This is a genomic window from Pseudomonas sp. NMI760_13 (genome assembly GCF_021283245.1).
Taxonomy (GTDB): domain Bacteria; phylum Pseudomonadota; class Gammaproteobacteria; order Pseudomonadales; family Pseudomonadaceae; genus Aquipseudomonas; species Aquipseudomonas peradeniyensis.
Window position 1 is genome coordinate 146,953 of record NZ_JAJSRC010000007.1, and the last position, 15,438, is coordinate 162,390.

The 15,438-nt window shown below is 65.7% G+C and carries 12 protein-coding genes and 1 riboswitch; of the genes, 8 read left to right on the forward strand and 4 right to left on the reverse strand.

Translation table 11 applies throughout. The features are described 5' to 3' along the window. Nucleotides 1–659: 659 nt before the first annotated feature. Nucleotides 660–1,034 carry a DUF2784 domain-containing protein gene (locus tag LU671_RS10035; protein ID WP_232855585.1) on the forward strand — a complete coding sequence of 125 codons (375 nt, stop codon included), beginning with the start codon at nt 660–662 and terminating at the stop codon, nt 1,032–1,034. Here LU671_RS10035 and tam read toward each other — a convergent pair. Together tam and LU671_RS10045 are read right to left on the reverse strand one after the other, a co-directional pair. Then, complete coding sequence (gene tam, locus LU671_RS10040; RefSeq protein ID WP_232855586.1) at nt 1,011–1,787, reverse strand: trans-aconitate 2-methyltransferase; 777 nt, start codon at nt 1,785–1,787, stop codon at nt 1,011–1,013. The two genes, LU671_RS10035 and tam, sit on opposite strands and share 24 nt — an antisense overlap. A gap of 153 nt (nt 1,788–1,940) precedes the next feature. Then, nucleotides 1,941–3,350, reverse strand: coding sequence for an amino acid permease (locus LU671_RS10045; protein WP_232855587.1), 1,410 nt, complete (start codon nt 3,348–3,350; stop codon nt 1,941–1,943). A 438-nt stretch (nt 3,351–3,788) separates the two neighbouring features. On the opposite strand from LU671_RS10045, the gene LU671_RS10050 reads away from it, so the two are divergent. Then, nucleotides 3,789–5,207, forward strand: a complete 1,419-nt coding sequence (locus LU671_RS10050) for an aminotransferase-like domain-containing protein (RefSeq protein ID WP_186715225.1) — start codon at nt 3,789–3,791, stop codon at nt 5,205–5,207. A 44-nt stretch (nt 5,208–5,251) separates the two neighbouring features. On the opposite strand, the gene LU671_RS10055 is transcribed toward LU671_RS10050, so the two are convergent. Together LU671_RS10055 and LU671_RS10060 are read right to left on the reverse strand one after the other, a co-directional pair. Further along, a complete protein-coding gene (locus tag LU671_RS10055; RefSeq protein WP_232855588.1) occupies nt 5,252–5,992 on the reverse strand; it encodes a hypothetical protein in 741 nt (246 codons plus the stop codon). Between the two features lie 269 nt (nt 5,993–6,261). After that, entirely contained in the window at nt 6,262–7,008 is a 747-nt protein-coding gene (locus tag LU671_RS10060; RefSeq protein WP_186734299.1) for a sulfite exporter TauE/SafE family protein, read from the reverse strand. A gap of 244 nt (nt 7,009–7,252) precedes the next feature. Between LU671_RS10060 and LU671_RS10065 the strand changes: the two genes are divergently transcribed. From LU671_RS10065 to LU671_RS10090, 6 genes are all read left to right on the forward strand, one after another. Then, the gene (locus LU671_RS10065; protein ID WP_232855589.1) at nt 7,253–10,648 is read left to right on the forward strand and encodes an Ig-like domain-containing protein; all 3,396 of its coding nucleotides are present in this window, start codon (nt 7,253–7,255) and stop codon (nt 10,646–10,648) included. Between the two features lie 91 nt (nt 10,649–10,739). Beyond that, the gene (locus LU671_RS10070) at nt 10,740–11,705 is read left to right on the forward strand and encodes an SCO family protein (RefSeq protein WP_232855590.1); all 966 of its coding nucleotides are present in this window, start codon (nt 10,740–10,742) and stop codon (nt 11,703–11,705) included. Between the two features lie 75 nt (nt 11,706–11,780). Beyond that, nucleotides 11,781–13,058 (forward strand): bifunctional O-acetylhomoserine aminocarboxypropyltransferase/cysteine synthase, encoded by a 1,278-nt coding sequence (locus tag LU671_RS10075; protein WP_232855591.1) that lies wholly within the window; start codon nt 11,781–11,783, stop codon nt 13,056–13,058. A gap of 64 nt (nt 13,059–13,122) precedes the next feature. Then, nucleotides 13,123–13,896: a hypothetical protein gene (locus LU671_RS10080; RefSeq protein ID WP_232855592.1), complete on the forward strand. Its 774-nt coding sequence runs from the start codon at nt 13,123–13,125 to the stop codon at nt 13,894–13,896. 112 nt (nt 13,897–14,008) lie between these two features. Next, nucleotides 14,009–14,353 carry a carboxymuconolactone decarboxylase family protein gene (locus LU671_RS10085; protein WP_198742706.1) on the forward strand — a complete coding sequence of 115 codons (345 nt, stop codon included), beginning with the start codon at nt 14,009–14,011 and terminating at the stop codon, nt 14,351–14,353. Nucleotides 14,354–14,431: 78 nt separating this feature from the next. Continuing rightward, on the forward strand, nt 14,432–15,001 hold the full coding sequence (locus LU671_RS10090) for a GNAT family N-acetyltransferase (RefSeq protein ID WP_203652316.1): 570 nt from the start codon (nt 14,432–14,434) through the stop codon (nt 14,999–15,001). 173 nt (nt 15,002–15,174) lie between these two features. Further along, a riboswitch (cobalamin riboswitch) is annotated at nt 15,175–15,379 on the forward strand. The last annotated feature ends 59 nt before the right edge of the window (nt 15,380–15,438 follow it).

Below are 15,438 nucleotides of genomic sequence, written 5' to 3' on the forward strand. Positions count from 1 at the left end.
TTCGCAAGAACTCCGCTCGGCCTCCTGAAGTCGCAATTGGTGTTGCCTGAACTATTGCGCGCTTAGAAGCAAGAGCAAGAGCAAGAGCAAGAGATGCGAAGTTAGTTGTTTGACAGTTAGTTATGTATTGATTCTACCGGCCCTTTCGCGGGGCAAGCCCGCTCCTACAGGGATCTATATAACGGCGACTGTCGTGTAGGAGCGGGCTTGCCCCGCGATGCGATCGAGAGATTAATTAGATTTAAACTAGCGACAGCGGCGCCAGTCCAGGCGCCGCCCCTAACTTCGCGACTTCAGGAGGCCGAACGCAGGACTTGCGGAGGGAGGTGACGGGCATGGATGCCCGTCAAGCGCTGGGGCCCAGGATGGGCCCTGCAGCGCGGTCCTCCCGGGAGCAAGGCCGGAGTGAGGGAACCCGGAGCGAAGCGTAGGGCCGGATGAATGGAGCGCAACGGCTTTGGTTACTTTGGCCACGACCAAAGTAACCCGCCGTAAGGGCGGAAAGGTGAATAAGCGTCGACATCGCAAATGAATGCGCATACAACTATCAAAACAACTACCGCCCAGCCTCAAAAACCCAGAAACCCAGAAACCCAGAAACCCAGAATCAAAAAACCATGACAAACTAACCCGACTCCAACAGCAAGGCCCCACCCACCATGTTCTACCGCCTGGCCGCCGACACCCTGGTCCTGTTCCACCTCTCGTTCATCCTGCTGGTCCTGTTCGGCGGCCTGCTGGTGCTCTGGCGCCGCCGCGCCCTGCTGATCCACCTCCCCGCCCTCGCCTGGGGCCTGGCCGTGGAAGGCCTGCACCTGGAGTGCCCCCTGACCGACTGGGAAAACCACCTGCGCACCGCCGCCGGCGACGCCGGCTACCACGGCGGTTTCGTCGAACACTACGTCTGGCCAGTGATCTACCCCGCCGGCCTGACCCCACAGATCCAGCTGTGGCTGGGCACCGTCGTGCTGCTGCTCAACCTGGGGGTTTACGCCTGCGTGATCTGGCGCCTAGCGCGTCGCCACCACGAATAACCGCGGGAACGGCAACAACACCCTGCCATCGCTGGCCGGCGGATAGTCACGCTGCATGGCCTGCAGGTAAAGCTGCAGGAAACTCGCCTGCTCCTGCTCATCCAGCCGCGCCAGGTAAGGCCGCAGCGCCGAGCCCTTGAACCACTCCACCACCGCCTCGGCACCACCTTCCAGCGGGTGGTGATAGGTGGTGCGCCACACATCCACCCGCGTACACAGCGGGCTGAGCAGGTCGTAGTAGAAGCCGGCGTTGTGCCGCGGCGGCAGGCTGAAATCGGCGAACTTCCCGGCCCAGGGCCCCTGGCTGGCAATCTCTCGCAGTTGCCGGTGCGCCGGCTCATCGAGGTTGTCGGGGGTCTGCACGGCCAGGCTGGCGCCCTCGCTCAGTTGCCGCACCAGGTGCGGGTAAAGCTTGGCGTGGTCCGGCACCCACTGTAGCGACGCGTTAGCAAGGATCAGGTCCTGAGGCTCGTGGGCCGTCCAGCTGGCAATCTCGCCAATCTCGCAGCGCACCCGCGGAATGCTTAGGCGTGGCCGCTGCCGGGCCTTGCCGATCATGTCCGGATCGCTGTCCAGGGCGACGACCTGGGCATCCGGACAGCGCTGCAGCAATACCTCGGTAGAGTTGCCGGGGCCGCAGCCCAGGTCCGTGGCGTGCCGCGCCGGACGCGCCGGCACGGCAGCCAGCAGATCGCGCACGGCGCGGGTGCGTTCGTCTTCGAACAACGAATACTGGGTGGCGGACCAGGCCATGGGCGACTCCTTGTAGGGCAATTGTGTGCAGCATAAGCCATGTCGGCATGTAGCAACGTAAGGATGATCTGACTGGCAAAGGAGGCGATGCCCACAAATGAAAACGGCCGATCCCTTAAAAGGGACCGGCCGTTGCCAGAGGCACTGCCGCGATCAGTGACGCGTGGCGGTACGGATCTGGTGCACCACGCCCATCGCCACCACGATCGCCGCGGCGATGCCGGTGGAAATCACCAGGATCTGGTAGTCAGGCATGAAGGCCATGGTCACCAGGGCCGCCACGATGAACAGGATCACCAGGTAGGTCAGCCACGGGAACAGCCACATCTTCAGGCGCACTTCCTTGCCCTCGGCGATCAGCTTGCGGCGCATGCGCAACTGCGAGAAGGCGATCACCAGGTACACCAGCAGGGCGATCATGCCGGTGGTGTTCATCAGGGTTTCCAGCACGTCCTTCGGCCGCAGGGTGTCGCTGAAGTTGATCAGCGCGCAGAACACCGCCACCAGGCACGAGCCGATGATCGCATTCACCGGCACGCCGGTACCGGTGCGGGTGTACTTGAACAGGCGCGGCGCGTCGCCGCGCTGGGCCAGGGAGAACAGCATGCGCGAGGCGGTGTAGTGGCCGGAGATCAGGCAGCTGCTCACCGAAGTCAGCACCACGAAGTTCATCAGCAGCTCGGCATACGGCACACCCAGCAGCTCCAGGGTACGGCGGTAGGCGCCATAGCCGGAAACGCCCAACTGCGGGTCGTTCCACGGTACCAGGCAGACGATCAGGAAGATCGAGCCGACGTAGAACAGACATACCCGCCACACCACCGAGTTGGTCGCCTTGACGATCTGGGTGGCCGGATCCTTCGCCTCGGAGGCCGCGATGGTGACGATCTCGGCGCCAAGGAAGGCAAACATCACCCCCAGCAAGGCCCCGATCACCGTGGTGATGCCGTTGGGCATGAAGCCTTCGGCAGTCAAATGGGTGATACCGCGCACTTCGCCGAACTGCCAGATGTTCATCACCGCGGCGGTGCACACCACCAGGAAGCAGACGATCGCCACCACCTTGATCAGCGCGAACCAGAACTCGAACTCGCCGTAGTGCTTGACGTTGAAGAAGTTGACGGTGATCAGCAGCAGCGTCGTGGCCAGCACGAACACGTTGACGCTCACGTCGGGGAAGAAACCGTGCAGGATCTTGCCCGCCACGTAGGCCTCCCAGGCCATGAGGATCACCCAGTACCACCAGTACAGCCAGCCGATGGTGAAACCGGCCCAACGGCCAATGGCGCGGTCGGCGTAGGTGGAGAACGAGCCGGTGTCCGGCGAGGAGGTCGCCATTTCGCCGAGCATGCGCATGATCAGCACCACCAGGATGCCGCCTGCAAGATAGGCCAGCACGGCGGCCGGGCCGGCGCTGTGGATCACGCTGCCGGAACCGACAAACAAGGCGCCGCCGATCACCCCGGCGATCGACATCATCGTCAGGTGGCGCGACTTGAGCGAGGCACTGAGCTTGCTCTCGTGCCCATCCTTCGCGGTGGTGGATGTGGATGTTGCGTCCATCAGTTATTTACCCCGTGCTTCTTTTTATCCAAGGAAAAACTGTGAAACCCCGATGGTTATCGGTCTCACCTGTACATCAGTGCTACTGCGGGCAGGGAGGTGTGCGGAGCACACGCAGGCCATCCGTGGCGGCCTGCTTACGCGGCCAGAGGCAACCCTCTGGACGAACTGAACCATGCTGGGGACGGACGAGAAGCGTCCGGCCAGGCGAAAGGAAGGTGCGGGGCAAACCCCGACGGCAAAGCAGCGATGTTGTGATTATTCATGGCGCTGGTACGTGCTGTGTTGGCTATATCTGACACGTAATGTAAAAATGTCGAACACATAGAGCCATGCACAGCGGCATGAAAAACGCACTGCACTGTACAGGCCGCCGATGCAATACACCCGCGATACCCCTGCAGGCGCCTGTCGCCGCGCACACCTGAAGGCCCCCGAATGCTCCAGCTCCATCCGGACTCCTCCACCCCGCTGGTCAACCAGATCATCGACGGGCTGCGCGCGCTGATCGACGACCAGACCCTCAAGCCCGGGGCCAAGGTCCCGTCGATCCGGGCGTTCGCCTCGACCTACTCGGTGAGCACCTTCACCGTGGTCGAAGCCTATGACCGCCTGGTGGCCCAAGGGTTGCTGGTGAGCAAGGGCAATGCGGGGTTCTTCGTCAATCGTGCGGCGAACGAGTTGCTGGACAAGCACAACGTCGAAGTCGACACCAGCCGCCCCACCTTCAATTCCGAGTGGTACCTGCAGCAGATCTTCGAGATCCGCCAGTTGCCATTCAAGCCGGGTTGCGGCTGGCTGCCCAACGACTGGATGTACGAGGAGGGCCTGCGCCGCGGCCTGCGCCAGGTGGCCGGCAGCCCGCTGGAGCTGTCCGGCTACGGCGACCCCCTGGGCCTGCCGGAGCTGCGTGCGCTGACCGCGCAGAACCTGCAGCAGGAACTGTCGATCGTCGCCAACCCGGCGCAGCTGATGCTCACCCACGGCGCCAGCCAGGCCCTGGACCTGGCCGTGCGCACCCTGGTACGCCCCGGCGACGTAGTGCTGGTGGACGACCCCGGCTACCCCAACCTGATGAGCATCCTGCGCACCCAGGGCGCCACCCTGGTGGGCGTGCCTCGCACTCCGGCCGGCTACGACCTCGACCAGCTAGAGCGCCTGCTGGCCCACCACCGCCCAACGGCCTTCTTCACCCAGCCACACCTGCACAGCCCGACCTGCTCGCGCACCCCGCTGGCGCAGCTGCACCGTTTGCTGCAACTGGCCAGCCAGCATGGTTTCCGCCTGGTGGAAAACAACCTCTACGCCGACATGATCGCCGACCCGCTGCCGTGCCTGGCCAGCCTCGACCACTTGCAGCAGGTGGTGTACGTGGGCAGCTACTCGAAAAGCATTTCACCCAACGTACGGGTCGGCTACCTGCTGGCCAACCCCGAACTGACCCAGCAACTGCTGCACCTGAAGATGCGCTCGGGCCTGACCACTTCGCAGGTGATGGAACGGGTGGTATACGCCGCGATCATCGACGGTCGCTGGCGCAAGCACCTCAAGCGCCTGCGCCAGCGCCTGGCCGAGGCGCACCAGGAAGTCGGCCGGCACCTGCACCGGCTGGGCTTCGAGCTGTTCATCGAATCGGATGAGGGGATGTACATCTGGACCCGCCATCCGGCGATCCCCGACAGCGCCGCGCTGCTGGATGATGCCCTGGAGAAAGGCATCATGCTCGGGCCCGGGCAACTATTCATGGTCGATGCCAAGGCCACCGGGTGGATGCGCTTCAATGTGGCGTTCAGTACCGATCCGGCGATGTGGGAGTTGCTGGAGAAGGTGTTGGTCAAGCACGTTCGCCGAGGTTGAAGTCAACACTTCTCATAAGCGCGGAAGTAGCCCGGCGTACTCACCTAAAGAGAGTGCGAAACACCCGCAGCCCTGCTCCGCCCCAGCCACGCATACGCCAACGCCAGCAACCCCAGCACCAGCCCGGCAAACACCGCCACCACCACCTGGCTGTAGCGCGCCAGCAGCGCCGGGAACCCCACCACTTCGCGGGTCACCTGGATATCGGCGCTGCCATCGGCATCGCGGATGCTGATCCCGCCCTGGCGGATCTGCGAATAGTCGGCGTCGAAGTACACCCAGACCTTACTCTCGCTCACCCCGTCGATGGCCGGCAGGTCGATGCTGCTGGTGGGCGTCGGCACCAGCGTGTCATTGCCGGCGGCGTCGCGCACCTGCACCAGGCCTTTGGCCGGCAAACGGATGTGCACGGCCTTGAGCGGCGTCTGCGCGGGGTTGTACAGCTCGATGAGCAGGCCGGTGCGGTGATCCACCAATCCGGCCTCGAACGGCCTGGCAAACAGCTGCAGATACGGGGCCTGGGCCAGATCGACCAGCTTGTCGATCTGCGGATGGCTGAGGGCACCAGCGCCGATCTCGCTGATCTGCGAGTGCAGCCGCTCGTACTTGAGCAGGTCGTTGGCCTGGCTGATACGCTCGCTGAACTGGCCCGGATAGGTGAGATGGGCGTAGGTCAGGCGCGCCTGCAGGCGGTCGTCGTCGCGCAGCACCGCATAGAGCGCGGCGGCGACGGTGACCAGGGCCAGCAGGCCCACCAGGGATTTACCGACTTTTTCCCAATTCACCTTGAGGGTTCCTTGTTTACGGGCGTGACGAGAGGCAAGGCAGGCAAGGGTGCCAAGAACACCGGGTTCGGGCAAGGGTTGGCTGCGTGTGATGAAGCGGTCTTGTGCGATGACCGAAATGTAAGCGTTTCCCTGTAGGAGCGGCCTTGTGCCGCGAAAGGGCTGCGTAGCGGCCCCTGGATTTCAGCGTCGATGCAAAGATCGCCGGGGACGCTTTGCGGCCCTTTCGCGGCACAAGGCCGCTCCTACAGAGGAGGTGATCGGCCGCATCAGCCCCGCGCCAGCAATCCCGGCACAGCCACCACCAGCATCGCCACCCCGGACAGGGTCAGCAGCCCCAGCACGATCCGGCGAAACGCCAGTTCACTGATCCCCAGGTACAGCCGCGTGCCCAGCAGCGTCGGCACTGCCATCGCCAACGCCACCACCGCGAACGCCGGCAGCAGCGCCGGGGTCACCAGCCCGCTGCCCAGGTAGGTAAGCATGGTCACCGCCAGCATCGACAGGTTGAAGTTCTGGATCACCGCCCGCTGGGTGTCGCGCTCGAACCCGCGCAGGGTGCACCAGAGCGTCGGCACCGTGCCGGTAAAACCACCGATGCCGCCCAGCACCCCGCCGACCATGCCCACCGCGCCATCGGCCAGGCGCCCGCCCTGCAGACGCGGCAGGCGCGGCGCCAGCAGCATCAGTGGGCACCACACCACCAGCAGCGTGCCGAACACCGCCTTGAACCACAGCATGTCCAGGTAAGGCAGCACCCACACGCCCAGTGGAATCCCCGCCAGCCCGCCCAGCACGAAGGGCCACAGCAGCGTCCAGCTGAAGCCCCGGCGCACGCTGAACACGGCGATCAACTGCCCGGTAAGGCTACCGAACACGGTCAGTACCGCCGCCACCCGTGGCTCCAGCCCCCAGGCCCAGAACGACATGGCCACCATGCCGAAGGCAAAGCCCGACAGGCCCTGGACGAAACCGGCGACGATGGCGCCAAGGGCGATGAGATAGAGCGGATCCATGTGGGCTCCCTGCGACGATCGATGACAACGGCTGGGGAGCATTCCCCACCCAGCAATGGGTGTCCAGCCCCAGGTTTGCGGCAACATCTTGAGCGTTTCTCGTTCGCAACATTGCAACATCTTGAAACAACTGGCGTTTGGCCATTTACCGCTTGGCACAGCCGTTGCTGACCTCTGTTCAAGGCACATCGCCGCTCCTCGAGTGGCAACAGATGCCAGTCTGCACAACACGGGGCATACGGCAATGAAGAAACCAGCTGCAACATCGACCCAGGTGTCCAGGTTGTCCTCCCTCACGGCACTGCTGCTCAGCCTGGGGCTGGCCAGCGCGGTCGCCGGGTCGCTCGACGACGTGAGCCAGCCACCTCCTACCGATCCTTCCGCGTACAGCGACCCGCCCGCCACGCCAGCGGCCCAGGCGGCGGCACTGGAGGCCCTGAAGTCGATGCCCGAGGCCAACGAAGGCTCGCTGGAGCTGACCAATGGCGTCTACGGCACCCGCGCCACCGTGACCAGCAACAACGTGCTGCCCCCCGCGTTGCAGACTTCGCGCAAGTACCCCACCAACGGCAAGCCCAGCCCCTTGTTCGGCGCCGAGCCGTTCACTCAGCAACTGCTGCTGTTCGAAGAGTTCGGCCCGGAGAAACTCGACCCGGCCACCCCGCCCTACGCCATGACCTTCCCGCCGCCCGTGATCGGCGCGGCCCCCGCCCAGGACCCCGACTACGCCGCCCGCAGCAGCCCCAACGGCAACGCCCTGGAAGCGTTCCTGACCCAGCCGGGGCTGACGCCGTTCCCGTCGCAGTACGCCAACGTGCTCGACCGCAACCCGTGGAAGGCGCAGATCGAGATGTTCCTCAACCGCAGCGGGGTCGGCTCGCCCGCCGAAGGCCGTCCGCCAGGAAAGGGCTGGTCGCACCAGCGCTGGAACGAGTTCTACCCCCAGGCCGCGTTCAAGACCGCCCAGGCCGGGGCGCGCATCAACCAGGGCCTGCGCGACCGCAAGCAGCTGCACAACTACGCCAAGGGTGAATTCGCCCCGGGCGGGCTGTACTACCAGACCTCCGACATCCCCACCACCCTGGGCACCACCAAGGGCATCGACACGCGCTTCCACCCGAAAATGCCCCTGCAGGGCCACAAGGCGCTGTGGACCTTCGACGGCACCTTCCCGGTCAAGCTGCTGATGGTGCGCTACGGCCAGCCGGTACTGATGCGCCACTACAACGCCCTGCCGATCGACCCATCGGCCAACAACGGCTTCGGCCTGCACACCATCTCCACCCACGAGCATAACGGCCACTCGCCGGCCGAGAGCGACGGCTTCGCCAACGCCTACTTCTTCCCCGGCCAGTATTACGACTACCGCTGGCCGATCCAGCTGGCCGGCTACGACACCATCAACACCCGTGCCCAGGACCCGCGCGCCGCCTTCCCCTGCGCGCCGGGCGAAACCCTGTACGTCAACGACGCCTCACCAGGCCTCAAGACCTGCGAGAACGGCAGCATCAAGATCCGCGGCGACTGGCGCGAGACCATGAGCACCCACTGGTTCCACGACCACATGCTCGATTTCACCGCGCAGAACGTCTACAAGGGCAACGCGGTGATGATGAACTACTACTCGGCCATCGACCGCGGCAACGAGGCCCTGCAGGACGGCGTCAACCTGCGTTTTCCCAGCGGCGCGGCGATGCCGTGGGGCAACCGCGACTATGACGTCAACCTGGTGATCGCCGACAAGGCCTGGGATGCCAACGGCCAGCTGTGGTTCAACCCGTTCAACACCGACGGCTTCCTCGGCGACCAGATCCTGGTCAACTGGCAGTACCAGCCCAAGCTCAAGGTGCGCGCGCGCAGCTACCGCTTCCGCATTCTCAACGGCTCGGTGTCGCGTTACTTCAAGTTCGCCGTGGTGCGTGAAATCGCCGGCACCAGCGGCGAGTTCAAGGGCCCGACCGGCTCCAACCTTTCCTACGCCCGGGTGCCGTTCCACATGATCGCCAACGACGGCAACATCATGGAACACGCCGTGCCGTTCGACGGCACCCTGGACCTCAACGGTGACGGCAACCTGCAGGACAACAACGCCATCATGCCGCTGCAGGGCATCGCCGAGCGCTACGACATCATCATCAATTTCGCCAGGAACGGGATCAAGGTCGGCGACAAGCTGTACTTCGTCAACCTCATGGAACACGAGACCGGCAAGGGCCCGAAACAGCCCATCGCCCTGGCCGACGTGCTGTCGGGCAAGTACAAGCCTGTGATCAAGCAGACCAGCAACGGCCCGGAATGGGATGGCGGCGACCCGGTGGTCGGCAAGTTCATGCAACTGATCGTGCAGCCCTACACCGGCCAGGACGTCAGCATGGACCCGAGCCTGTATGAACCGGCCAAGCCCGGCAAGGCTGCTGGCCTGGCGATGATCCCCCTGCCCATCGACCGCAACAGCGCCAGCGATCAGGTCAAGATCAAGGCCGCTCGCCACCGCGAGTTCATCTTCGGCCGCTCCGACGGCACCGACAGCACGCCCTGGACCATCAAGACCGACGGCGGCTTTGGCTTCACCATGGACCCACGGCGTATCAGCGCCGCCCCGCAACTGGCCAACGAAGCCACCGACGCTGGCTTCAGCGGCGATGGCACCCTGGAAGTGTGGAAGATCAAGAACGGCGGCAACGGCTGGAGCCACCCGGTGCACGTGCACTTCGAGGAAGGGGTGATCCTCAGCCGCGACGGCAAGGCGCCGCCGGAATGGGAAAAATGGGCGCGCAAGGACGTGTACCGCATCGGCGCGGATGCTGATTCGTCGGAAGAAGTGGAAATGGCCATTCGCTTCCGCGAGTTCGCCGGCACCTACATGGAGCACTGCCACAACACCCAGCACGAGGACACCTCGATGCTGCTGCGCTGGGACCTGGAACACCCCGGCCAGTTCCAGATGATGCCGACGCCGCTGCCCGGCTGGGATGGCGTGGAATACATCAACTCCGCCGCCCTGCCGACCTTCCGCACTGCCAGCAGTGGCCCCGGCAACGACAGCAACAAGCCGCCGGTGGCGGTGAACGACAGCGCCGCGACCATGGCCGGCAAGCCGATCGTGCTCAACGTGCTGGCCAACGACACCGATCCCGACGGCAACCTGCCGCTGAGCATCAGCAGCCTGGCTCAGCCCGACTCCGGCCAGGGCACGGTGAGCAGCAACGGCACCCAGCTGACCTATACCCCCCCGGCCACGGTCGCCACGGCATTCACCGCCAGCTTCACCTATGCCGCGCGCGACGCCAAGGGCCTCGAGTCGCTGGCGCCGGCCACGGTGAGCATTGCGGTCTCGCCGGCGGTACCGATGGACCAGATCCAGGTCAGCAGCGCCACGGTACAGTTGCGCAGCAACAGCCGCTGGACCTGGGAAATCGCCGGGACCACCTCGGTGGCCGCCGGCAACAGTATCCGGGTCTCCACCAACACCACCAGCGGGCCGCTCGACCTGGGCCTGGCGACCCTGACCACCAGCGGCAGCGGCGCGCGCTGGAAGTTGTCGGTGACCACTACTGGCAGCGGCCCGGCCTCGCCACCGGCGGTGACGGTGAAGTCGGCGCTGGGGCAGAGCGTGACGGTGCCGCTGAGTATCCGTTGATATCGCCAAGACCACACTGGGGATTGGCGTGGGAGCGGGCTTGCCCGCTCCCACGCTGTCCTTGCCTGTCCCCTGACCAGAGGGTAGAACCATGCCCCGCCTCTGCCGCCTGCTGCTCCTGCTGCTGCTCCCCCTCAGCCTTGCCTGGTCGCTCCCCCCCAGCACCCGCGCAACGCCCTCCACACCCTGGGGCGCCGACTACTTCCCCAACATCCCCCTGCTCACCCAGGACGGCCAACAGGTGCGCTTCTTCGACGACCTGATCAAGGACAAGGTGGTGGCCATCAACTTCATCTTCACCGGCTGCGGCGACTCCTGCCCGGTGGAAACCGCGCGCCTGCGCCAGGTGCAGAAGCTGCTGGGCGAGCGCGTCGGCCAGGACATCTTCATCTACTCGATCAGCATCGACCCCTACAACGACACCCCCGCCACCCTCAAGCGCTACGCCGAGAAGTTCGCCATCGGCCCCGGCTGGACCTTGCTCACTGGCGAAGCCGCCGACATCGAGCAACTGCGCCGCAGCCTCGGGCTGTACATCGAAGGACTGGAGAACGGCCGCAGCAAGGACCACAACCTCAGCCTGATCATCGGCAACCAGGCCACCGGCCGCTGGATGAAGGCCTCGCCCTTCGAAAGCCCGTACATCCTCGCCGACCGCCTGGCCAACAGCCTGCACAACTGGAAGACCGCCAGCGCCCAGCGCCGCGACTACACCCAGGCCCCGGATATCCGCCCGCCGAGCGCCGGCGAACAACTGTTCCGTACCCGCTGCTCGTCGTGCCATACCCTGGGTGATGCCGAGCCCGGTGCCACCCGTGGCATCGGCCCGGACCTGCTGGGGGTGACCCGTCAGCGGGATGAACAGTGGCTCAAGCGCTGGCTGAAGGAGCCGGATCGGATGCTGGCGGAGCAAGACCCGCTGGCAATGCTGTTGTACGCGCAGTACAACCAGCTGGCGATGCCCAACATGCGCCTGGGGGAAACCGAAGTGGCCGCGCTGATCAGCTATCTCGAGGAAGAAACACAACGGCGCCAGGTGCCCTCGGCGCAACGTTGAACCTCGCCCCTTGACCGCCAGCGCCGCCCCAGCCCATGCTCAGCCGCTTCCATCCCACGCTCAAGGAACGACCGCATGAAGCTGGAAACACTCGCCATCCACGCGGGCTTCAGCCCCGACCCGACCACCAAGGCGGTGGCCGTGCCGATCTACCAGACCACCTCGTTCGCCTTCGACGACACCCAGCACGGCGCCGACCTGTTCGACCTCAAGGTCGCGGGCAACATCTACTCGCGCATCATGAACCCCACCAACGACGTGCTCGAGCAACGCATGGCCGCCCTCGAGGGCGGGGTCGGCGCGCTGGCCGTGGCCTCGGGCATGGCCGCCATCACCTACGCCATCCAGACCGTCGCCGAAGCCGGCGACAACATCGTCTCGGTGGCCAAGCTGTACGGCGGCACCTACAACCTGCTGGCCCACACCCTGCCGCGCATGGGCATCACCACCCGCTTCGCCGCCCACGACGACATCGCCGCCCTCGAGGCCCTGATCGACGCGCGCACCAAGGCAGTGTTCTGCGAGTCGATCGGCAACCCCGCCGGCAACATCGTCGATATCGCCGCGCTGGCCGAGGCAGCCCACCGCCATGGCGTGCCGCTGATCGTCGACAACACCGTGGCCACGCCGATTCTCTGCCGCCCGTTCGAGCACGGCGCCGATATCGTCGTGCACTCGCTGACCAAGTACATCGGCGGCCACGGCACCAGCATCGGCGGCATCGTCATCGACTCGGGCACATTCCCCTGGGCCGGCCACAAGCAGCGTTTCGCCCTGCTCAATACTCCCGACCCGTCCTACCACGGCGTCACCTACACCGAAGCCTTCGGCCCCGCCGCCTTCATCGGTCGCTGCCGCGTGGTGCCGCTGCGCAACACCGGCGCCGCGCTGTCGCCATTCAATGCCTTCCTGATCCTGCAAGGCCTGGAGACCCTGGCCCTGCGCATGGAGCGCCATACCGAGAATGCGCTCAAGGTCGCCCGCTACCTGCAGGAACACGACCAGGTGGCCTGGGTGAAATATGCCGGCCTGCCCGACCACCCCGAGCACCAACTGGCCCGGCGCTACACCGGCGGCAAGCCGGCGGCGATCCTGTCGTTCGGCATCAAGGGCGGCCAGGCCGCCGGGGCGCGCTTCATCGATGCGTTGCAACTGGTGGTGCGCCTGGTCAACATCGGCGACGCCAAGTCGCTGGCCTGCCACCCCGCCTCCACCACCCATCGTCAACTCAACGACGAAGAGCTGGAGAAGGCCGGCGTACCGCGCGACATGGTGCGCCTGTCGATCGGCATCGAGCACAGCGACGACATCATCGCCGACCTCGCCCAGGCCCTTGAGGCCAGCCGCGGCTGATCGACCCGCGCCCCACCCAATGCCGACGGCGGGCGCGTACCCTGCAGAACCGGAACCTCGCGTAATGACCCTTTTCTACCTGAAACTCCTGGTCACCCCGCTGCTGATGTGGGCCATCTCCCTCGCCTCGCGGCGCTGGGGCGGACTGCTCGGCGGGCTGCTGTCCGGTCTGCCGATCACCTCGGCCCTGGTGATGACCTTCCTGTGCCTGGAGCAAGGCACGGGCTTCGCCCTGGGCGCGGTGCCCGGCGCGCTGGGTGGGTTGGCGGCGGTGCAGGCCACCTACGCCTTCTACCTGTTCGCCACGCGCAGGGTCGATATCGCCCCGGCCGTGCTGCTGGCGATCCTGTTCTACGGCCTGGCGGCCTATGCCTTCACCTACTGGGGTGGGCTTTACCTGTCGGTGGCCGTGGCGCTGCTGCTGATCGGCGTGCTGATCCGCGCCAGTGGCCGCGAGCCCAGGCCCGACACCCTCGCCCGTCCCCGGCAGCGGTATTGGGAGATTCCCTTGCGCATGGTATCCGCCACCTCGCTGCTGATGATCACCACCAGCCTGGCCAGCTGGCTGGGGCCGGCCACCAGCGGCATGCTGGCGCCAATTCCGGTGATCGCCTGGCCACTGGTGGTGTTCGCCCATGTGCAGGGCGGCCGAGCCGGGATGGCGGCGATGGTGCGGGGCAATGCCATTGGTGCGGTGGGAGTGATTGCATTCTACCTGGCGATGGCGGGGTTGCTGGAACGATTGGGGGTTGCCGTGACCATCGGCCTCGCCATGGGCCTGGCAGTGGCACTGACCGTCGCGTTGGCGGCGGCGCTGCGCCGGGTACCGACCGATTGACCAGTGATTCGAACAGGTCCCGGGTTTGATCCATCCTCCCTGGGGCCAGCCCCTCCAGCGAAATATCGACTAGCCTGAATGCTCCTGTTGCCAACCTGACAAGGTGAAGACGATGAGCATGATGGACTGGGACGCCTACCGTAAGCAGTTGATGGCCGGCATCGGCGATCTCAAGCAACTCTCACCCGATACCGTGGCCGGCTACGCGACCGCCAGCGGCGCCGGGGCCAAGACCAATCACCTGGACGCCAAGACCCGTGAGCTGATCTCATTGGCCGTCGCCGTCACCACCCGCTGCGACGGCTGCATTGCCGTGCATTCGCAGCAGGCGGTCAAGCACGGCGCCACCCGCGAGGAGATCGCCGAGGCCCTGGGCGTGGCGGTGGCAATGAACGCCGGCGCCGCGCTGGTCTACTCGGCCAGGGCGCTGGACGCCGTGGGCAAGACTGGCGCCTGAAACTTCATGGCGCCGCCGCCCTTGCGCGACGGCGCCGCGACACCCAGACTTGGCGGTTCAGCCCGTGCAGGAACCACCATGATCCAGATCCGCCCCATGACCCCGGAAGACTTCGAACGCTTCTGGCCGACCTTCCAGGCCATTGTCCAGGCCCGCCAGACCTACGCCTTCGACCCGGCCCTGGACGTCGACCAGGCGCGTCGGTTGTGGCTGGAAACCCCGTTGCGCACCCTGGTGGCCGAGGACGACGGCGTGCTGCTCGGCTCCTACTTCCTCAAGGCCAATGCCGCCGGCCCCGGCGGGCATGTCGGCAACTGCGGCTACATGGTCTGCGAGCAGGCCCGCGGCCGGGGCGTGGCCAGGCTGATGTGCGAGCACTCGCAGAAGCTGGCGCGCCAGGAGGGCTTCCTGGCCCTGCAGTTCAATTCGGTGGTGGCCAGCAACGAGGTGGCGGTGGCGCTGTGGCACAAGCTCGGCTTCGAGACCGTCGGCCGCCTGCCCAGGGCTTACCGCCATGCCGAGCTGGGCCTGGTGGACTGCCTGGTGATGTACAAGTGGCTGGCAGACGAGCCGGTGGTGGAAAAGCCGGCGCTGCTGATCGGACGCAAGAATATCGAGGCGCGGGTTTCGCGTCGGCGCGGGCGCTGAACCCATCGCGGGGCAAGCCCGCTCCCACGATCCGATTGCCTGGAGCTGCCAGGGTATCGCCGTGGGAGCGGGCTTGCCCCGCGATCAGCGACAACGCAATTGCAGCTAACCCATTGCCCCACCAGATATTTTCCTGCCACCCAGGCGATTGACTCGCCACCCGTTCGATGGTCAGATGCGCGCCAGTTTCAGGTGTCCTGCGCCGCCGCGCGCAGGGTGAAACGGGAAGCCGGTGCGTCGTTGTCACGACAAGTCCGGCGCTGCCCCCGCAACGGTAAGCGAGCGAATCCTTCGACAGACCACTGTGCGCACGCATGGGAAGGTGAAGGCTTCATGCTCCTCGCAAGCCCGGAGACCGGCCTGAGGCTTCACTTGGCAACCCGCGGTGGGCGGGCGCAGGCCGGTATCCGCGCGCGCCTGCGTGCGCGCTTCGCCGT